Raw genomic sequence first — 20,613 nt, forward strand, 5'->3', positions numbered from 1 at the left:
GACGGCTTGGCGCCGTCCAGCTCAGGGGATGTCATCATGGTTCTTTCAAACACGCGCTCCGGCGCGCGCGCCCTGCTGTGCGGCGTTGCGCTTGCCGCAGTCCTGCCCGCCGCAGCCTTGGCCCAGCCCACCGAGGCCCAGACGACGCAGGGCCAGGCGTCGGCCGAGCCCGCCAGTCTCGCCGAAATCATCGTCACAGGCTCACGCAACGCCACGCGTCGCGCCGAGGCGGAACAGCGTCAGGCCGACATCGTGTCGGAGGTGATCTCCGCCGATGAACTGCTGACCATTCCTTCTACCAGTGTGGCCGCCGCCCTGAAGCGACTTCCGGGCGTGAGCACCGTCAACGACCGCGGCACGGGCGACGCCCGCTACGTCAGCATTCGCGGTCTGGACAGCGCCCTGAACGTCTACACAATGAACGGGGTGCGCCTAGCGACGTCGGGCCGCGACAACCGCGCCGTGGCCCTGGATCTGCTGCCGCCGGACGGCCTGGACACGGTGCGCGTGGTCAAGAGCGTGACCCCGGATCTCGACGGCGACGCGGTCGGCGGCACCATCGACTTCCGCCTGCCCAGTCCGTTCGATTTCGACGAGAACCTCGCCACCCTGTCCGCCCGCGCCAGCCGCGAGAACATCGCCGACAAGACGGCGACCGACCTGACCGGCGCCTTTTCGACCTTCCTGAACGAGGCCAAGACCCTGGGTCTCTATGGCGTCGTCTTCCACACCGAGCGGACCATCACCGACGAGCGCAACGAGAACATCAGCTACAACACCAGCTGGCGTCCGGACGGCGTCCTGCCCGCCGACAATATCGTCTTGCCGGAGAGCACCGAGCTGCGGCTGGTCTCGCACGGCCTGGACCGCTTCGTGAACGACATCGATCGCACCGGCGGCAACTTCACCCTGGAATACCGCCCATCGGCGGATGACGCCCTGCATCTGCGCGGCCTCTATTCGCAGTGGAAGAATGATCAGCTGCACGACTATATCGACGTCAAGACCAGCCTGAACGCGGCCGGGGAGATCGACGGCTTCTCGTCACTGATGGGCGCCGAGGTGAAGCAGGAGGACAACCGGCTGGCCATGATCGACTTCGGCGGCCGCCACGTCCGCAGCGCCTTCGAACTCGACTACGACATCGCCTATACCTACGGCCGGACCGAGACGCCCAACCAGTGGTATATGGAATATGTCACTGACGACAGCCTGCCGATCTTCAACACGCCGATCAGCTTCGACGCCTCGGACAGCAAACACCCGACCTGGGTGTTGAGCGAGGCCCAGTCGACGGCCATGCTGAACCCCGACAATCTGAAGTTCGACTATGCCGAACTGTATCGTCGGATTTCGGAAGATTCCCAGGCCTTCGCCTCGACCAACCTGACCTGGTCGCCCGAAAGCCAGGGTCTGATCAAGACGGTCAAGGGCGGCTTCCGGTTCCGCCGGTCCCAGCGTGACTATGACCAGCAGCAGGATGTCGACAGCGGCACGCGCGACATTCCCGGCCTGGCCAGCGGCTCGGCCCTGTCCAATCACAGCGACCTGATCGCCGGTTCGATCGACCATTTCGACGATGACCACTATCGCGACGGCACGCGTTTCGGCACGATCCTGGAGATGAACCGGGTGCTGGCCCTGCTGCAGGCCGCGCCGCGCGTGACTGACGAAGAATATCCCTGGAACCTGAACGACTCCACGGGCCATGAGACCAGCTACAGCGGCTACGCCATGGCGGTGCTGGAGCGGGGCGCCTGGTCGGCCACCGTCGGCGCGCGCCTGGAGCAGACGGACGTCCATAATGAGGCGCTGGTGACGACCGAGGACGCCGACACCGGCGTCGTCACACGCGAGTTCGGCGGCGAGACCGGCACGACCGAAACCAGCTACACCGAGTTCCTGCCCAGCCTGCACGTCGATTGGCGCCCGAACGCCGACTGGACCGTCCGCGCCGCCGTCTGGACCTCGTTCGCCCGGCCGAACTTCACCGACATCTCCAAGGGGATCAACGTCGAATCCAACGGCGACCGGATCGTCTCAATCTCCATGGGCAATCCCGATCTGAAACCGGCAAAGGCGCTGAACTTCGATCTGGGCGTGCAGTACTCCGGCGACCAGGGCTTCCTGTCGGTGGGCCTGTTCCGCAAGGAAATCGACAACTTCATCTACGTGTCTGCGGGGTCGCAGGTGATCGTCGGCGAGGACGGGGTGCCGATCACCACCTCGGCCAACGGCAAGGACGCCAGCATCTGGGGCGTCGAACTGGCCGGTCGTCGCGACCTGATCGCCGGCTTCTCGGCCTGGGCCAACTATACCTACCAGCCGAGCAAGGCCGATCCGGGCATCGCCTGGCGCGACAGCGTCGAAGTCGGCCTGCCCAATGCCCCCGAGGTGCTGGGCAATATCGGCATCGGCTACAAGCGCGACCGGTTCGACGCCGACCTGGGCTACAGCTATCGCGGCCGCTACATCGCGACCCTGCGGGCCAATGCTCTGGACGAATATATCCAGCCCCAGGCGACGCTCGACTTCGGCGCACGACTGCAGCTGACCGATCAACTGGTGCTCAGCCTCTATGGCGAGAACCTGACGGGCGAGGCCGGCTACTGGGCCACGCGCGGCAAGTCGGAACGCTACACCATCGGCTATCAGACCGCGCCGCGCATGCTGGGTCTGGGCCTGACCTGGCGTCGCTGAGGCGGCTCGCCTCATCGTCTTAAGCCTGTCGCCCGCGCCGGTCATAAGATCGGCGCGGGCCCCTGTTTCGGAAACACATCATGTCTGTCGATCGGCGATCTCTTCTGGCGGGCGGCCTGGCAGGCGGTCTGGGCGCGGCCCTGGCGGCGGGCCTTCCGGCGTCTCTGGCGCGGGCCCTGTCCATTCCGGCCGATGTCCGCAAGGGCACGATCGAGGATGTGGCGCATGTGGTCATACTGATGCAGGAGAACCGCAGCTTCGATCATTATTTCGGAGCCATGGCGGGCGTGCGCGGCTTCGGCGATTCCCATCCCATTCCCGTCGCGTCGGGCCCCGACGGCGCACCGCGCGACGTCTGGACCCAGACCGACCGCACGGTCCAGCCGCCTGCGGACATCAGCCCCTTCCATCTGTCGACTGAGGCGAATTTCGACCTGATGCGGATGGAGGGCACGCCCCACCACTGGCCCGACGCCCAGGCCGCCTGGGACCAGGGGCGGATGGCGCATTGGCCCGAGGCCAAGACCCAGCGCGCCCTAGGCTACTACAGGCGCGAGGACATTCCGTTCCAATACGCCATGGCCGAGACCTTCACCCTCTGCGACGCCTATCACTGCTCGGTCCAGACCGGCACCAACACCAATCGGCTGTTTCTGTTCAGCGGGACCAATGATCCACACGGTGTCGCCGGCGGTCCGGTGGTCGACAATGTCGACGACGACCTGAACAAGCCCGACGACGACCAGCCGCGCTACAACTGGACCACCTATGCCGAGCGGCTCCAGGCGGCGGGGATCGACTGGCGCCATTATCAGAATCTGGCTGACAATTTTGGCGACAACCCCGTCCAGAATTTCATGGCCTACCGGCGGGCCTGGCGCGACGAGCCCGGCTCGGATCCCGCGCTGAAGGACCGCGCCCTGACGACGCGCGATCTGGACCAGCTGAAGGCCGACGTGTTGGGCGGCCGTCTGCCGCAGGTGTCATGGATCATCGGCACGGCCGAGGGGTCTGAACACCCCGGCCCGTCCAGCCCGGCCCAGGGCGCCGACTATATGGCGCGCGTGATCGACGCCCTGACCGCCGACCCTGCCGTCTGGGCGCGCACCGTGCTGTTCATCAATTTCGACGAGAACGACGGCTTCTTCGATCATGTGCCGCCGCCCGCCCCTCCGTCGCCCGATCCGGAGGCGCCGGGGGGTTTCGCCGGCGCCTCGACCGTCTCGACGGCCGGTGAATACCATCGTCTGCCCGCGCCCGGCGCCGACGGCGACACGGCGGAGTTCCGGGGTCGGCCTTATGGTCTGGGGCCGCGCGTGCCTATGTATGTCCTGTCCCCCTGGTCGCGGGGCGGCTGGGTCCATTCGGAAGTCGCGGATCACACCTCCGTCATCCGCTTTCTGGAGCGCCGGTTCGGCGTGATGGAGCCCAGTATCTCGCCCTGGCGACGCGCGGTCTGCAGCGACCTGACGACCGCCTTCGACTTCGCGACGCCCAACGACATGGATTTCGCGCGACTGCTGCCGGACACCACGGACGCCCGGGCACGGGCCGCAGCCATCCCGCATCAGCCGACTCCGGTCCTGCCCGCCGATCGGGCCCGGCCTCGTCAGGAACCGGGTGAAAAACCGACCCGTTCAACCCGCTATCGGCTCAGCGCGACCTGCGACCTGAGTGCGGACAGGAGCGAGGCTACGCTGACATTCTCGGTTCAGGGCGAGTTGGCCGCTGTCTTCCATGTCTATGACCGTCTCCATCTGGACCGGATCCCTCGTCGCTACACCGTCGGGGCGGGCGAAAGTCTGCAGGGCGTGTGGGCGCTGGCGCCTGACGCGGGGCGACACGACCTCTGGGTTCTGGGACCGTCAGGGCTGGTCGACCATTTCGTCGGGTGACGCACGGCGTTCCAACGGGTCGCAAGTTCACGGCCCTGTCAACTCTGATCATAATCGAGTCGGAGGCCGTCAATGGAGGGAAGCCTGGCGAAGGCGCTCATGTCTGAGCAAATGGCGCACCCGGAGCGATTCGAACGCCCGACCCCCAGATTCGTAGTCTGGTGCTCTATCCAGCTGAGCTACGGGTGCGGCTGCCTTGCGGCGAGGGCGGGTCTTTAGCCGTAGAAACCGGCGGGCGCAAGCGGGGGAATGCAGTTTCTGCGTGGTCGGCGGTTGGCGCGGGCGCCGGGACGGCCTAGGTCGGTAAGCGACGCCCTCCCTCGTCCGGATTTTCTCATGCATTTCATCCGCCGTGGCCTCGCCGCCCTGCTCATTCCCGTCATCCTCGCCGGCTGCCAGACGGCGGGCGCGGGGGCGCCGACAGCGGTAGGGACCCAGGTTCAGGGTCAGGGTCAGGCGACGACGCCAACGGCCGGAGCGCCTGCGCGCGGCCCCTTCGTCGCGGCGGCCAATCCGCTGGCGGTCGAGGCCGGGATGAAGGTGCTGCGGCGCGGCGGGTCGGCGGTGGACGCCGCCGTGGCCGTGCAGGCGGTTCTGGGCCTTGTGGAGCCCCAGTCGTCGGGTCTGGGCGGCGGGGCCTTCCTGATGAGCTATGCAGCGGCCACAGGGCAGGTGACGGCCTATGACGGCCGCGAGACGGCGCCGGCCTCGGCCACGCCCGAACTGTTCTATGAGGACGGCAAGCCCCTGGCCTTCATCGACGCCCTGTTGTCGGGGCGCTCGACCGGAGCGCCGGGCGCGGTGGCCATGCTGGCCCTGGCGCAAAAGGATCACGGCCGGCTGGTGTGGCGCGACCTGTTCGGCGAGGCCGAGCGGCTGGCGCGCGACGGCTTCGTGGTCAGCCCCCGCCTGGCCGGCATGATCAACGGCGCCGCGCCCCAGGCGAGAACCCGGTGGGCCCAGGCCTATTTCACCCGGCCGGACGGCGAACCCTATCGGGCCGGCGACGTGATGCGGAACCCCGCCTATGCCCGCACCGTGGCGGCCCTGGCGAACGAAGGGCCGGGCGTCCTGTATGGCGGCCGTATCGGTCGAGAGATCGCCCATACGGTGGCCGAGGCGCCGCGCCCCGGCGGCCTGACCGAGGCGGACATCGCCGCCTATCGCCCGCTGCGTCGCGACGCCCTGTGCCGGCCCTATCGGATCTATGTCGTCTGCGTTCCCCCGCCGCCGTCCAGCGGGGTGGCCCTGCTGCAGTTCCTGGCCATGGCCGAACAGACGCCCGATATCCGTCAGGGTCCCGACAGCCCGGCCGCCTGGGTCGCCTTCGGCCGGTTGCAGCGTCTGATGTACGCCGACCGCGACCGCTATGTGGGGGATGCGGACTTCGTGGGCGTGCCGATCGCCGGCCTGCTGGATCCGGACTATGTGGCCGCACGCGCCGCCCTGGTTCCGACGATCGAGGGGCCGGTCGAGGCCGGCGCACCGCCCGGATCGCCGCCGCGCGGCGTGGACCGCACGGCCGAGCCCGGCGGCACCTCGCACATGGTCATCGTCGATGCCGAAGGGAACGCGGTCAGTATGACGACCACGGTCGAGAGCATCTTCGGCAACGGCCGGATGGTCGAGGGCTTTTTCCTCAACAATCAGCTGACCGACTTCTCCTTCACCCCGAACGAGGACGGCCATCCGGCGGCCAATGCGGTGGCGGCGGGCAAGCGGCCCCGGTCGTCAATGACGCCGGTGCTGATCCTTGACGGTCAGGGCCGTCTGGTCGGGGCCATCGGCTCGCCGGGCGGGTCCAGCATCCTGGCCTATGTCGCCAAGGCCCTGATCGGGGTGATCGACTGGGGCCTGCCGATGCAGGAGGCCGTCGCCCTGCCCAATCTGGTGGTGCGCGGCGAGATGATCGGCGCCGATACAGCCCTGATCGCGCCGGACATCCGTGACGCCCTGGGTGCGGCGGGCATGAGCCTGCGTCCCAATGCGACCGAGACCTCCGGCCTGCATGGCGCCCTCTGGCGGAATGGACGCTGGGATGGCGGCGCAGATCCACGCCGAGAGGGGGTGGCGGTGTCGGAGGTCCAGGAACCCTAGGTCCGGACCAGCCGCCGGATCAGCGGCGCGGCTTGATCGACAGCTGGAAGGCGATCAGGCCCTCGTCCAGATCGGTGTCCAGGCCGTTCATGCCGCGCAACCCCTTGCCGGCGTCGATCTCGCGATAGACCAGACCGACCGAGGTCTGAACATCGCCCCGGCGATAGGCCACCCCGACGGAGGCGTCGCCCAGGAAGGCGCCCCGGTCCTGGGTATAGCCGGAACGGGCGTAGTCCCCGTCACGGGTGCGGGCGAAGTTGTAGCCGACCGCCCGGCCCGAACCGGCGGCGTACAGATACCAGCGCGCGCGTTCGCCGAAACGGGCGCTGCCGTCCGGCGCCAGACGATCCAGGCCCTCGCCGATCTTCAAGGTGGCGCCGGCCTCGGCCGAGCCGCCCTCGCTGCCGACGCCGAAACCGGCGTGAGGCGTCAGACTGACTTCCAGACCCGAGGCGGTGCGTCCTACCGGGCCGCGGAAGCCGCGCACATAGCGCAGGTCATAGGCGTCGGGATCCAGCACGGCCCGGTCCACCGGCGTGACCGGCAGGGGCGATCCGTCGGCCCGTTGCAAACGCCCGGCGGTTTCCAGCGTGACCCGGTCGGTGAAGGTCTTGCGATCGATCCAGACATCGCTGCGAACCCCGGCCGCCAGGCCCGAGCCGTCGTCAGGCCGGAACGCCGTCGGAATCTCGATATCGGCGCCGAAACGGGCGTCGGACGCGACGCGGAACCGGGTCTGATCGGTAAGGCGTGCGATATCGGCCTGAGTGGTTTGAGGCGCGGCGTCAAAGGCGTTTGGAGCCCAGGCCTGAGCGCGAGCATCGACCGCGCTGGCCATCGCCAGCACGCTCCCCATTCCACCGATCCAGGCCGCTACGCGCATTCGGTCTCCCCACCGTCCGCTGGTTGCACCCTGCACCAGACGCAACAGGAGTCCAACAGACATTTTCGCGACATTCTTTCGTCGCTTTTGAACGCCGCTTTCCGGTCGCGGTTCCGGAAATGCAGAAAGGCCCCGCTTTCGCGAGGCCCTTCAAAGTCTTGGTCGGAAGATTCCTGGCCGCCCCTACTGGCAGGCCAGGCACTCGTCATAGTCGGTCTTGGGCATGGAGAAGAGGTCGGGCTGGTTCGGGTCGATCACCACGTCCGCCTTGTCTTCCGCCCCGGCGAAGGCGGCGCGCTGCACCGACTTGGAGCGCAGATAATAGAGCGACTTCACGCCCCGTTCCCAGGCGGACCAGTGCAGCATGTGCAGGTCCCATTTGTTGACGTCGCCGGGGATGAACAGGTTCAGCGACTGGGCCTGGCAGATTTCCGGCGCGCGATCGGCGGCCAGTTCGACCACCCAGCGCTGGTCCAGCTCGAAGGCGGTCTTGAAGATGCCCTTCTCGTCCTCGTTCAGGGCGTCGATATGCTGGACCGACCCTTCCTGCTCCAGGATCGAGCTCCAGACGGCGTCGGTGTTGAGGCCCTTCTCGTCCAGCAGGCGCTCCAGATAGGGGTTCTTGACCGCGAACGAGCCTGACAGGGTCTTGTGGGTGTAGATGTTGGCCGGGATCGGCTCGATGCCGGCGCTCGTGCCGCCGCAGATGATCGAGATCGAGGCGGTCGGGGCGATGGCCAGCTTGTGGCTGAACCGCTCCATGACGCCGCGCTCGGCCGCGTCCAGGCAGGGGCCCTTTTCCTCGGCCAGCAGGCGGCTGGCCTTGTCGGCCTCGCGACGCAGATGCTTGAACAGGCGCATGTTCCATGACTTGGCCATCGCGCTTTCGAAGGCGACGCCTTGGCCCTGCAGGAAGGAGTGGAAGCCCATCAGGCCCAGACCGACCGAACGCTCGCGCTTGGCCGAATAGACGGCGGCGGCCATGGCGGGCGGGGCGCGGCGGATGAAGTCTTCCAGCACATTGTCCAGGAACCGCATCAGGTCCTCGACGAACTTCGGCTCTTCGCGCCATTCCAGGAAGGTCTCGGCGTTGACCGACGACAGGCAGCAGACGGCGGTCCGGTCCACGCCCAGGTGGTCGCGGCCGGTGTGCAGCATGATCTCGGCGCACAGGTTCGACTGTTTGACCTTCAGGCCCAGGTCGCGCTGGTGCGGCGCCATCTGGCGGTTCACCGTGTCGGAGAAGATCATATAGGGCTCGCCGGTCTGCATCCGGATGTCGAGCAGCTTGGTCCACAGCGAACGGGCGTCGACGGTCTTGATGACCGCGCCGTCCTTGGGCGACTTCAGGTCGAAGGTGGCGCCGGCCTTCACCGCCTCCATGAATTCGTCGGTGATATTGATGCCGTGGTGCAGGTTCAGGGACTTGCGGTTGAAGTCGCCCGAGGGCTTGCGGATTTCGAGGAACTCTTCGATCTCGGGGTGGTGGATGTCGAGATAGACGGCCGCCGAACCGCGACGCAGCGAGCCTTGCGAAATCGCCAGGGTCAGGCTGTCCATCACGCGGATGAAGGGGATGATGCCCGAGGTCTTGCCCGCGCCCTTGACCTTTTCGCCGATGGAACGGACGCCGCCCCAGTAGGTGCCGATGCCGCCGCCGTTCGAGGCCAGCGAGACATTCTCGTTCCAGACGTTCTGGATGCCGTCCAGGCTGTCGCTGACCGCATTCAGGAAGCAGGAGATCGGCAGGCCGCGATCCGCGCCGCCGTTCGACAGGACCGGGGTCGCCGGCATGAACCACAGGCGGCTCATATAGTCATACAGACGCTGGGCGTGTTCGGGGTCGTCCGAAAAAGCGGTCGAGACGCGGGCGAACATGTCCTGGTAGCTTTCGCCGGCCAGCAGGTACCGGTCTTCCAGGGTCTTCTTGCCGAAGTCCGTCAGCAGGGCGTCGCGCGAGCGATCCACCTGGACTGATTTCACGACAGTCAGATGCGGCTTCTCAGATGTCGCATTCGTCACAACACCTTGGAATTCCGTCGTCTTCAAAGCCTCGCCGCCAGCCATGGTCATCTGCGTCCTGAACAATAAACAGCCTAGAGCCACCTGCGCCGTGACCACATCATCTAGTGGTCTCAACGCTCCCTGAGCCCACATATAGGGCGCACATGCCTAATAACCCGTCAACGGCTTGACGGTCGCTTTGTAAGCGAATCGGTCGGACAAGTCGTCCACGCCTGGGGAAAATCCAGCCAGCAAGCCAGCAAACCGCTCGTCGCCCTTCGCAGCTGCGGTATCACGAACGCGTGATCGGAACATAGGGCGAGCTTGGCCGTTTGGCCCGTCCATGACCGTTTCAGAATTCCGTCCCTTTTTGATACGCGCCCTGACGGTCGCGCGAACCGAAATCGCCGCTTTGACGGCCCTGTTCGTCGCCGCTGTCGGCGTCATGAGCTTCGTCGAGATCGCCGACGACATGACGGAGGCCGACGGCCAGGCCTTCGACCATCAGGTCCTGGCCCTGTTGCGCCCCTACGCCGACGACCCCGGCCGGCCCTGGGGGCCGTGGTGGCTGAAGGAGGCGGCGGCCGACATCACCTCGCTGGGCGGCATTTCGGTGCTGGGCCTGTTCGCCCTGATCGTCATCGTCTTCCTGATCAGCCAGAGGAAATGGCTGTCGTCCCTGCTGTTGGCCCTGGGTCTGGTGGGCGGCGTGATGCTGAGCGAGGGACTGAAGGCGGTGTTCGAACGCGAACGTCCGCCCCAGACCATGCAGGCGGTCGAGACGATCAACGCCAGCTTCCCCTCCGGCCACGCCCTGCTGGCGACGGTCTTCTACCTCAGTGTCGCCGTCATGCTGACGCGGGCCTTTCCGCGACAGAGGTTCAAGGTCTTCGTCCTGGGGGTCGGCATTCTGATGGCCCTGCTGGTGGGGCTGACCCGCATCTATCTGGGGGCCCACTGGGCGACCGACGTCTTCGCCGGTTGGGCGGTGGGCTCGGCCTGGGCCATGGTCCTGTGGCTGGTCGCCTATGGGATCGCGCGTTGGCAGAAGCGTCATCAGGCGCCCCTGCAGGACGAACCGACGCCGATGGAGCCCGAGACGCCAGAACTGGAAACTATGAGCGGCCCGACCAAAGTCTAGGCCCGCCTCGGCCCTGAGCGCAGGATAGTCTGTCGGACGACGTCGCCTCGATCTGAACAGGGCGGCGCGCAGACGGGAGATACGCCATGGACCATGCCGCCCTCTATGCCGAACGCCTGAAGACGCCGGACCAGGCCGCCGCCCTGATCCGGTCCGGCGCCAAGGTCGCCATGGGCCTGGGCGTGTCCCAGCCCCCCGCCCTGCTGAAGGCCCTGGCCGAACGCGCCGAGCGCGGCGAGGTCGAGGATGTGAACCTCTATTATCTGCTCAGCACCGCTATCGCCGGCGACACCGTGCTGCGCTACGAGTTGATGGACCGGATCCGGCCGTGGAGCCTGTTCCACAGCGCCGTCGAACGCCGGCTGGAGCAGCGCGCCTTCGAGGAGGGGCGGCCCAATCCGGTCCAGTTCATCCCGACCGGCTTCCAGCAGTCGCCCCGGCTGCTGTGCGACGAGGTCGGCGTCGACACCCTAGTCTGCACCGTCTCGCCGATGGACGCCGACGGCTTCTTCTCGTTCGGGACCAACACGGACTACGCCAAGCCGGTGTCGGAGACGGCCCGGACCCTCATCGTCGAGGTCAATCCGCACATGCCGCGGGTATTCGGCGACTGCACCGTCCATGTGTCGAAGGTCGCCGGGATCGTCGAACACGCCGCCCCCCTGCTGGTCGTGCCCAGGGCCGAGCCCCAGCCGGCCGACCTCGCCATCGGCCGGATCATCGCAGGCTTGGTCGAGGATGGAGCGACGCTGCAGATGGGGATCGGCGCCCTGCCCAACGCCGTCTGCGACGCCCTGAAGGACCACCGCGACCTGGGGGTCCATACCGAGATGCTGACGCCGGGCCTGGTCGAGCTGATGCAGGCCGGGGTGGCCAACCACGCCCGCAAGACCCTGCACCCCGGCGTCGGGGTCTTCGCCTTCTCGATGGGCGACCAGAACACCTATGACTTCCTGGACGGCAATCGCGGCCTGGAGGCGCGTCCGGTCTCCTATGTGAACGACCCGGCGGTGATCGCGCGTAACGCCAAGATGGTCTCGGTCAACGCCACGCTTCAGATCGATCTGAGCGGCGCCTGCTGTTCGGAGTTCCTGAACGGGCGCCAGTTCACCGCCTCGGGCGGACAGCTGGACTTCGTGCGCGGCGCCTATGGCTCCGACGGCGGCCAGTCGATCATCGCCTGTCATGCGACGGCGGCCAAGGGGACCTGTTCGCGCATCGTCGCCCGGCTGGACGGCCCCGTCACCACGCCCCGCAACGACGTCCATATCATCGTCACCGAACACGGCTGGACCAACCTGAAGGGCAAGTCGACCAGCGAGCGGGCGCGCGCCCTGATCGCCCTGGCCGCGCCCCAGTTCCGCGACGACCTGACGGCGGAGGCGGGACGGCAGGGACTGATCTGAACCCCAAGCTTGCGAGTCGTTATCGACTTTTCATTTCCGACGGCGCGGCCTAAACCCCGCCTCGTCATCGGGGAGTAGCCGCCCGCAGCGATCAGCGGGGCTCGCGTCAACATACTTCCTCTCCCGGAGAGGATGGCGCGGGAACGGTCCGAGGCCCTTCAGGGTCCGGATCACGGCAAGACCGGCGGCTTTCGCAGGGATGTCCACGCGGGCCCCGGCTGCGAACGCCACAGGTCCGTCCGCCGAGGCTCCCGCGCACACAGGTTCCTTCTTGGAAGCCTTTCTGATCTCGACCGGCCTGGTCTGCATCGCGGAGATCGGGGACAAGACCATGTTGCTGTCCATCGTTATGGCGGCGACCTGGCGACGGCCGACGCCCATCATTCTGGGCATTCTCGCCGCCACCCTGCTGAACCACGCCTTCGCCGCCCTGGCCGGCACGGTTCTGGCCCATTTCATCACCGGCGAATGGATGCGCTGGATCGTCGGCGTCGCCTTCCTGGGCTTCGCCGCCTGGGCCCTGATCCCCGATACGCTGGACGAACAGAAGGGCGAGGTTCAGCGCGGCTTCTGGGCCATCTTCTGGACCACCGCCTCGGCCTTCTTCCTGATCGAGATGGGCGACAAGACACAGGTCGCCACCGCCATGCTGGCCGCCCGGTTCGAGAACCTGCCCCTGGTCGTGGCCGGATCGACCCTGGGCATGATGCTGGTCAACGGCCCCGCCGTCCTGCTGGGCGAGACGGCGGCGAAGAAACTGCCGCTGAAATGGATCCGTCTTGCCGCCGCTGTGGGCTTCGCCGCGACCGGTCTGTGGATCCTGTTCGCCCCATAGGGCTGCCCCCGAGGCTCGCAATCTGTCCGGCCTGGCCTTACCAAGAGGCCATGCGCCGTCACATCCGCCCCTTGCTTCCGCTCCTCGCGCTCGCCCTGCTGAGCCTCCCGTCCGGCGCCAAAGCCGCCTCGCGCGCCTATGCTGTGGACGGGGACTGCGGCGGGCGGCCCGCGACCACGGTGCGGATGGCGCCGGGCTATTGTCTGGGCCTGGTCTGGCAGGGCGTGGGGAATGACGGCCCTCGGATGCCGCGCGGCCTGCTGCCCCTGTCCGGCGGCGACTGGCTGGTCACCGACCTGGGCGGATGGGAGGCGGGACGCGGCGCGGTCTGGCGGCTGTCGTTCGGTGCGGACGGCGCGGCGCGCTGGCGCCGACTGGCCCAGGGGCTTTCCATGCCGCACACGGTGGCGCGGGGACCGGACGGAAGAATCTATGTGTCCGAGATGAACCGCATCCTGACCCTGGACCCCGACGCGGCCGATCCGGCGGCGACGGTGCGGACCGTGATCGGCGACCTGCCGGACAACCGGCTGCACGACAATCGCCACCCCCTGTCCAGCTTCGTCTTCGACGCGGACGGCGCCCTGCTGGTCAATGTCGGGGCGCCCAGCGACCGTTGTCTGGACGCGCGGGGGCGGCCGCGAACCGACGCCTCGCGCCAGTGCGCCGACAGCGCCCGAACCGCCCAGGTGCGCCGTCACGCCTATCTGGGCGACGGCCGGTGGGCGCAGGACAGCACGGTCTTCGCCTCGGGCCTGCGCAACTCCATCGCCCTGGTGCGGCATCGGTCGGGGACGATCCTGCAGGGCGAGAACTCAGTCGACCTGACCACGCCCGACCATCCGTATGACGAGATCAATGTCCTGCGTCAGGGCGGCCATTACGGCTGGCCCTATTGCGTGGATCTGGCGACGCCCCTGCCGGGCTGGAGCGCGGGACAGGCGCGGTGCGACCGGCGCGACCGACCGGTCGCCCTCTTGCCGCCGCACGCGGCGCCCCTGGACCTGATCTATTATGAAGGGGCGATGTTCCCCGAACTGCGTGGCCGGCTGTTGATGAGCTGGCACGGCTATCGTCGCGCCGCTGGACGGATCGTGGCGGCCGAGACCGACGCGCAGGGCCGCCCCCTGACCGACATCGGCGGACGCTACGCCATCTATCCGCGCGGCGCCCTGCCCTATCCGGCCGGCGCGCCCAGCGTGCGCGGCAAGGTGCTGACGCCGGGCTGGGACACAGTCGCGGGTCGCCAGCCGCGCGGCTCGCCGGTGGTTCTGGCGGTCGCCGCCGACGGGTCGATCTGGGTCACGGACGACCGCAGCCGGGCGATCCTCAGGATCGCCCGGTCAGAGATCGCCGACTAGACCGGATCGGCGCGCTTACGTCCGAAGCGTCAAAGCCAGATGCTGCAACAGCATGATGGTCTTGGCGTCGCGGATGCGGCCGTCGGCGATCATGGCCAGGGCTTCGTCCAGCGTGGGCTCCAGCACCTCGATGTCCTCGCCCTCGTCCGGATGGCCGCCGCCGTCGCCGATCCGCATGGTCGCGTCATATTCGGCGACGAAGAAGTGCAGGATTTCGGTGACGGAACCGGGGCTCATGAAGGCCTCGAACACCTTGCGCACCGCGCCGAGGCGATAACCCAGCTCCTCCTCGACCTCGGCGCGGATCCGCACCTCGGGCTCGGCGTCGTCCAGCAGACCGGCCGCCGCCTCGATCAGCAGATCGTCATAGCCGTTCAGATAGGCCGGCAACCGGAACTGTCGCACCAGCAGCACGGTGCGCGCCGCCGGATTATAGGGCAGCAGCACCGCGCCATTGCCCCGGTCATAATGTTCCCGGTCCTGGGTCTGCCAGGTTCCGTCGCGCCGCTTCCAGTCGAACCGGGTCGTCTTCAGCACATACCAGTTGTCCGAGAGAAGCCGAGTCTCATGGATCCTGACGCGGTCCTTGACGGTCATCGGCTTCCCTCGGGCGGTCTGGCGCTAGGCCTTGCGGGCGTCGCGCTTGGCGAGGACGCGCAGGCGCAGCGCATTCAGCTTGATGAAGCCGGCGGCGTCCTTGTGGTCATAGGCCTGGACGCCTTCCTCGAAGGTCACCAGATCCTGGTCGTACAGGCTATTGGGGCTCTCGCGGCCGATGACCGAGACATTGCCCTTGTAGAGCTTGACCTTGACCGTACCGGAGACCTTTTCCTGGCTCAGGTCGATGGCGGCCTGCAGCATCTCGCGCTCGGGCGAGAACCAGAAGCCGTTGTAGATCAGCTCGGCGTATTTCGGCATCAGCTGGTCTTTCAGGTGCATGGAGCCGCCGTCCAGGGTGATGCTTTCAATGCCGCGGTGCGCCGCGATCAGGATCGTGCCGCCAGGGGTCTCATAGACGCCGCGCGACTTCATGCCGACGAAACGGTTCTCGACCAGATCCAGACGGCCGACGCCGTTGTCGTGGCCGTACTGGTTCAGGGCGGTCAGGATCGTGGCCGGGCTCATGGCCTCGCCGTTGATCGACACAGCGTCGCCCTTCTCGAAGCCGATCTCGATGACCGTGGCCACGTCCGGCGCGTCTTCCGGCGAAATGGTGCGCTGGTGGACGAACTCGGGGGCCTCGACCGCCGGGTCCTCCAGCACCTTGCCCTCGGAGGACGAGTGCAGAAGGTTGGCGTCGACGCTGAAGGGCGCCTCGCCGCGCTTGTCCTTGGCGATCGGGATCTGGTTCTTCTCGGCGAAGTCCAGCAGGGCCTCGCGGCTGCGGAACTCCCATTCGCGCCAGGGGGCGATGACGCGGATGTCGGGCTCCAGGGCGTAGTAGCCCAGTTCGAAGCGGACCTGGTCGTTGCCCTTGCCGGTCGCGCCGTGACAGACGGCGTCGGCGCCGACCTGACGGGCGATCTCGATCTGGCGCTTGGAGATCAGCGGGCGGGCGATGGAGGTGCCCAGCAGATAGTCGCCCTCATATTGCGCATTGGCGCGGAACATCGGGAAGACGAAGTCGCGCACGAACTCTTCGCGCAGGTCGTCGATGAAGATGTTCTCGGGCTTGATGCCCAGCTTCAGCGCCTTCTCGCGCGCCGGGCCAAGCTCCTCGCCCTGGCCCAGGTCGGCGGTGAAGGTCACGACCTCGGCGTTATATTCAGTCTGCAGCCACTTCAGGATGATCGAGGTGTCCAGCCCGCCCGAATAGGCGAGGACGACCTTCTTGATGGGCTTGTCGGCGGGGGCGGACATGGCGGCTCTTTCGGTAAACTCAGCAGCAGGGATCGGGGAGTTGACGCGCGCATAAGACCGGGGGTCCGGCGATGCAACCTTTTCCGGGGCTCGGGCGCGCGAACATGAAGCTTTGTTCATGTTCAATGGGTCGCGTTGCCTGCGCATCGACCGTCGTTATGGTCCGTTCCAGCTGTAATCAAAGGATGTCATTCCATGCGCCGTGCAGGTTCCCTCGTCGCCGCGGCCGCCCTGCTGGCGGTCTCCACTCCGGTCTGGGCCTCGGCGCCCGCCGCACAGGCGCCGGCGTTCGCGCCTGCGGTTCAGGCCGCGCCAGTGTCCGAACTGGTCGCCGAAGTCGATATTCCCTACACCAAATTCACCCTCGACAACGGCCTGACCGTCCTGGTCCACGAGGACCACAAGGCCCCGGTCGTGGCCGTGTCGGTCTGGTATAATGTGGGCTCCAAGGACGAGCCGGCCGGCAAGACCGGCTTCGCCCACCTGTTCGAGCACCTGATGTTCGGCGGGTCCGAGAATGCGCCGGGCAGCTATTTCACCCCGATGCGCAACATGGGCGCGACGGACATGAACGGCACCACCTCGTTCGACCGCACCAACTATTTCGAGACCGTCCCGACCCCGGCGCTGGAACAGGCCCTGTTCATGGAAAGCGACCGCATGGGCTACATGCTGGGCGCCATCACCCAGGAGACGCTCGACCTGCAACGCGGCGTCGTCCAGAACGAGAAACGTCAGGGTGACAACCAGCCGTACGGCCTGAACTGGTACAAACAGCTGGAGGCCCTGTTCCCCGAAGGCCACCCCTATCGCCACTCGACGATCGGTTCGATGGCTGATCTGGACGCGGCCTCGATGGAGACGGTGCGCGACTGGTTCCGCTCCAACTATGGCCCGAACAATTCCGTCCTGGTCCTGGCCGGAGACATCACGCCCGCCAAGGCGCGTGAATTGACCCAGAAATATTTCGGCCCCATCCCGCGCGGCCCCGTCAATCATCCGGTCCCGGCTGAGGTCCCCACTCTGCCCGCTCCGGTCAACGAGACGACGCAAGACCGCGTTTCCAACGCGCGCATTCAGATGAGTTGGGTCGTGCCGAGCATGCTTGACGCGGATTCCGTGCCGCTTAGTGTTGCCGCCTCGGTGTTGGGGGGCCTAGCCTCATCACGGCTGGACAACGAGTTGGTGCGCGGCGAGCAGACGGCTGTATCGGTCGGCGCTGGCAATATCGCTCTGCACCGCGTCGGCATCTTCCAGATTCAAATCGACGTTAAGCCTGGCGAAGATCCCGCCGCCGTAGAAGCCCGCGCACGTGAGATCCTGAACGGCCTGATCGCAGACGGCCCGACCGCGGCCGAGGTGGAGCGGGTCAAGACCCAGTATGTCTCGAACACCGTCCAGGGGCTGGAACAGGTCGGCGGCTTCGGCGGCAAGGCCGTCGCCCTGGCCGAGGGCCAGCTCTACGCCGGCGATCCGGAGCACTACAAGAAGGAGCTCCAGGCCTATGCGGCGGTGACCCCGGCCCAGGTCCAGGCGGCGATGCAGAAATGGCTGACCCGTCCGGCCTATACGCTGACGACCCTGCCGGGCGAGCGCGAAGCCTATGAAGAGGCGGCCGAGGCGCCGTCGGGAGCCAACCACACCCCCGCACCGCCGATCGAGCGTGTGGCCCGCATGCCCAAGCCCGAGATCGCCGCCGTCGCCAACGTCGACTTCCCGTCGGTCCAGCGCACCCGCCTGTCGAACGGCGTCGAGGTGGTCTACGCCCACCGTGACGCCGTGCCGGCGACCAAGATCGCGATCGACTTCGACGCCGGCCTGGCCGCGGACGACGCATCGAAACTGGGTCTGCAAAGCCTGATGCTGGACCTGATGGACGAGGGCACGCACATGATGAATGCGACCCAGCTGGCTGAAGCCCAGGAAGCCCTCGGCGCCACCATCTCGACCGGCGCCTCGATGGACCGTTCGGTGGTCCAACTGTCGGCCGTGACGCCAAATCTAAAGCCGTCGGTCGCCCTGCTGGCCGATGTGGTCCGCAACCCGGCCTTCGCCAGTTCGGAACTGGAGCGTCTGCGCGCCACCCGCCTGTCGCGCATCGCCGCCGAACGGACCCAACCGGCGGCCCTGGCCAGCCGCGCCCTGCCGGAACTGATGTACGGATCGTCCAACCCCTATGGCCGCCCCTTCAGCGGCAACGGCGACGAAGCCAGCGTAAAGGCCATCACCGAGGCCGACATCCGCGCCGACTACGCCGAGTGGATCCGACCGGACAACGCCAAGATCTTCGTGGTCTCGGACAAGCCCCTGTCGGAGATCGCCCCGGTGCTGGAAGCCGGTTTCGGAACCTGGACCGCGCCCACGGCCGCCAAGGGGGTGAAGGACTTTTCGGCCCCGATCCCCGCCACCACGTCCAGGATCGTCCTGATCGACCGGCCGCAGTCGCCCCAGTCCTACATCATGGGCGGCGAGGTTCTGGCCGCCCAGGGCACCGACGACCTGCTGGTGTTCAACGCAGCGAACAATGTGCTGGGCAACGACTTCCTGTCACGCATCAACTCCGACCTGCGCGAGACCAAGGGCTGGTCCTACGGCGTCAACGCCTCGGTCGCCGGCTTCGCCGGCCGCGTGCCCTATCTGGTCACCGCCCCGGTCCAGGCCGACCAGACCGGCCCGGCCATCGCCGCGCTGAACCTTCAGTTCAACGACTTCCTGAAGGGCGGCAAGGGCGTGACCCCGGCCGAGCTGGAACGCACCGTCAACGGCAACACCCGCCGCCTGGCCGGCAGCTACGAGACCTCGGCGGCAGTTCTGGGCGCCATGCGCACCAACGACCTGCTGGGTCGTCCGGACGACTATCCGGAAACCGTCGCGGCGCGCACCAACGCCCTGACGGCGGCCGAACTGGACGCCGCCGCCAAGGCGGCGCTCGACCCGTCGCGCTTCGTCTGGGTGGTCGTCGGCGACGCCTCGGTGGTCAAGCCTCAGCTCGACGCCCTGGGCCTGCCGGTCGAAGTCCGCTCGGCGGCTCCAGCCGCCCAGTAGAGCCGGCGACAAGCTGAAACGACGAAGGCCCGGAGAGCGATCTCCGGGCCTTCTTCTTTTCGCGATGACCAAAGGCTCTCAAGCCCGTGGGTTACGATGCGTATGTAAAGTCAGTCGATCGTCGCGCCGGTCGTGCGCATGATCTCGGCGCGCAGTTCGGGCAGGCCCAGCCCCTTCTCGGACGACGTCAGAAGCACCACCGGGAAGGCGGCGGGGCGTTTGGAGATGGCCTTCAGCGTGGCCTCCTGAACGGCCTCGCCTTCGCCCTTCTTCAGCTTGTCGGCCTTGGTCAGGACGATCTGATAGCTGACGGCGGCGAGGTCCAGGGCGTCCAGCGCCTCCTTGTCCACGCTCTTCAGCCCATGGCGGCTGTCGATCAGCAGATAGACCCGCTTCAGCGTCACCCGGCCCCGCAGATAGTCGCGGCCCAGGTCCTGGAATTTACGCACCGTGGTCTTGGACGCCTTGGCCCAGCCGTAGCCGGGCAGGTCGACCAGACGCATCCGGCCGTCCAGGTCGAAGAAGTTGACCTCGCGCGTCCGACCCGGCTCGTTCGAGGCGCGGGCCAGCTTGTGCATCCCGACCAGGCCGTTGATCAGGCTGGACTTGCCGACGTTGGACCGGCCGGCGAAGGCGATCTCGGGCAGGTCAGGCTCAGGCAGTTGCTCGATCTTGGCCGCGCCCATGATGAAGGTCGCCGGTCGCGCGAACAGGATCCGCGCGGCCTCGATCTCTTCGGGCGTGAAGTCGGTTTCGTCGATCACGCGGCCTTCGTCTTCCGGATACGGGCGATGAAGTCGTCGATGGGGTTCTCGGCCTTGTAGCGGTGCATGATGTAATACTGCTGCAGAATGGTCAGCACGTTCGACCAGGCCCAGTAGACCAGCAGGCCGGCCGCGAACGGGGCCATGATGAAGGTGAAGACCAGCGGCATGAACTGGAAGATCTGGCGCTGGACCGGATCGGCCGCCGGCGGGTTCATCGCCGTCTGCAGCCACATGGTCAGGCCGTAAGCCACCGCCAGCAGACCGATGCCCAGAGGACCGACCAACAGGCCGCCCAGCAGGGGCAGGGTCGCCGGATCCCAGGGGATCAGGCCGAACAGGTTCCACACCACCGAAGGGTCACGCGCCGACAGGTCGTTGATGAAGCCCAGGAAGGGTTGGTGGCGCATTTCGATGGTGACGGTCAGCACCTTGTACAGGGCGTAGAAGACCGGGATTTGCAGCAGCATGGGCAGGCAGCCCGTCAGCGGATTGATCTTCTCGCTCTTGTAGAGACCCAAAAGCTCCTGCTGCTGCTTGGCCGGGTCGTCCTTGTATTTCTTGCGCAGCTCCTCGATCTGGGGCTGCACCTTCTTCATCTTGGTGAGCGACTCGTAGCTCT

Annotated in this window: 14 protein-coding genes, 1 tRNA gene and 1 riboswitch; of the genes, 8 read left to right on the forward strand and 7 right to left on the reverse strand. The window is 67.0% G+C overall.

What is annotated here, in order from left to right:
* The first annotated feature begins 36 nt into the window (after positions 1-36).
* Both Q7J26_RS00680 and Q7J26_RS00685 read left to right on the forward strand, forming a co-directional pair.
* Complete coding sequence (locus Q7J26_RS00680; RefSeq protein ID WP_304934609.1) at positions 37-2,700, forward strand: TonB-dependent receptor; 2,664 nt, start codon at positions 37-39, stop codon at positions 2,698-2,700.
* 80 nt (positions 2,701-2,780) lie between these two features.
* Entirely contained in the window at positions 2,781-4,595 is a 1,815-nt protein-coding gene (locus Q7J26_RS00685; protein ID WP_304934610.1) for a phosphocholine-specific phospholipase C, read from the forward strand.
* A 112-nt stretch (positions 4,596-4,707) separates the two neighbouring features.
* Here Q7J26_RS00685 and Q7J26_RS00690 read toward each other — a convergent pair.
* Positions 4,708-4,784: transfer RNA gene (locus Q7J26_RS00690), tRNA-Arg, on the reverse strand.
* 147 nt (positions 4,785-4,931) lie between these two features.
* Here Q7J26_RS00690 and Q7J26_RS00695 point away from each other — a divergent pair.
* A complete protein-coding gene (locus Q7J26_RS00695; protein WP_304934611.1) occupies positions 4,932-6,692 on the forward strand; it encodes a gamma-glutamyltransferase family protein in 1,761 nt (586 codons plus the stop codon).
* 19 nt (positions 6,693-6,711) lie between these two features.
* Here Q7J26_RS00695 and Q7J26_RS00700 read toward each other — a convergent pair whose 3' ends face one another.
* Both Q7J26_RS00700 and Q7J26_RS00705 read right to left on the reverse strand, forming a co-directional pair.
* A complete protein-coding gene (locus Q7J26_RS00700; protein WP_304934612.1) occupies positions 6,712-7,575 on the reverse strand; it encodes a lipid A-modifier LpxR family protein in 864 nt (287 codons plus the stop codon).
* Between the two features lie 183 nt (positions 7,576-7,758).
* Entirely contained in the window at positions 7,759-9,648 is a 1,890-nt protein-coding gene (locus tag Q7J26_RS00705) for a ribonucleoside-diphosphate reductase subunit alpha (protein ID WP_304934613.1), read from the reverse strand.
* 274 nt (positions 9,649-9,922) lie between these two features.
* Between Q7J26_RS00705 and Q7J26_RS00710 the strand changes: the two genes are divergently transcribed.
* The 4 genes from Q7J26_RS00710 (at position 9,923) to Q7J26_RS00725 (ending at position 14,322) form a co-directional block, all read left to right on the forward strand.
* Positions 9,923-10,720 (forward strand): phosphatase PAP2 family protein, encoded by a 798-nt coding sequence (locus Q7J26_RS00710; protein WP_304934614.1) that lies wholly within the window; start codon positions 9,923-9,925, stop codon positions 10,718-10,720.
* An 86-nt stretch (positions 10,721-10,806) separates the two neighbouring features.
* A complete protein-coding gene (locus Q7J26_RS00715; protein WP_304934615.1) occupies positions 10,807-12,126 on the forward strand; it encodes an acetyl-CoA hydrolase/transferase family protein in 1,320 nt (439 codons plus the stop codon).
* Between the two features lie 57 nt (positions 12,127-12,183).
* A riboswitch (yybP-ykoY riboswitch) is annotated at positions 12,184-12,317 on the forward strand.
* Between the two features lie 80 nt (positions 12,318-12,397).
* On the forward strand, positions 12,398-12,961 hold the full coding sequence (locus tag Q7J26_RS00720; protein ID WP_304934616.1) for a TMEM165/GDT1 family protein: 564 nt from the start codon (positions 12,398-12,400) through the stop codon (positions 12,959-12,961).
* Positions 12,962-13,011: 50 nt separating this feature from the next.
* Complete coding sequence (locus tag Q7J26_RS00725; protein ID WP_304934617.1) at positions 13,012-14,322, forward strand: sorbosone dehydrogenase family protein; 1,311 nt, start codon at positions 13,012-13,014, stop codon at positions 14,320-14,322.
* Positions 14,323-14,337: 15 nt separating this feature from the next.
* Here Q7J26_RS00725 and Q7J26_RS00730 read toward each other — a convergent pair whose 3' ends face one another.
* Both Q7J26_RS00730 and Q7J26_RS00735 read right to left on the reverse strand, forming a co-directional pair.
* Positions 14,338-14,919, reverse strand: coding sequence for an NUDIX domain-containing protein (locus Q7J26_RS00730; RefSeq protein WP_304934618.1), 582 nt, complete (start codon positions 14,917-14,919; stop codon positions 14,338-14,340).
* Between the two features lie 24 nt (positions 14,920-14,943).
* Positions 14,944-16,182, reverse strand: coding sequence for an argininosuccinate synthase (locus Q7J26_RS00735; RefSeq protein WP_304934619.1), 1,239 nt, complete (start codon positions 16,180-16,182; stop codon positions 14,944-14,946).
* 195 nt (positions 16,183-16,377) lie between these two features.
* On the opposite strand from Q7J26_RS00735, the gene Q7J26_RS00740 reads away from it, so the two are divergent.
* Positions 16,378-19,227, forward strand: coding sequence for a pitrilysin family protein (locus tag Q7J26_RS00740; protein ID WP_304934620.1), 2,850 nt, complete (start codon positions 16,378-16,380; stop codon positions 19,225-19,227).
* 110 nt (positions 19,228-19,337) lie between these two features.
* Here Q7J26_RS00740 and yihA read toward each other — a convergent pair whose 3' ends face one another.
* Both yihA and yidC read right to left on the reverse strand, forming a co-directional pair.
* On the reverse strand, positions 19,338-19,991 hold the full coding sequence (gene yihA, locus Q7J26_RS00745) for a ribosome biogenesis GTP-binding protein YihA/YsxC (protein ID WP_304934621.1): 654 nt from the start codon (positions 19,989-19,991) through the stop codon (positions 19,338-19,340).
* Positions 19,988-20,613, reverse strand: a 626-nt coding sequence (gene yidC / locus Q7J26_RS00750; protein WP_304934622.1) for a membrane protein insertase YidC, incomplete at its 5' end; no start/stop codon positions are given. The genes yidC and yihA, both read right to left, overlap by 4 nt.

The organism is Brevundimonas sp. (assembly GCF_030656255.1).
GTDB lineage: Bacteria > Pseudomonadota > Alphaproteobacteria > Caulobacterales > Caulobacteraceae > Brevundimonas.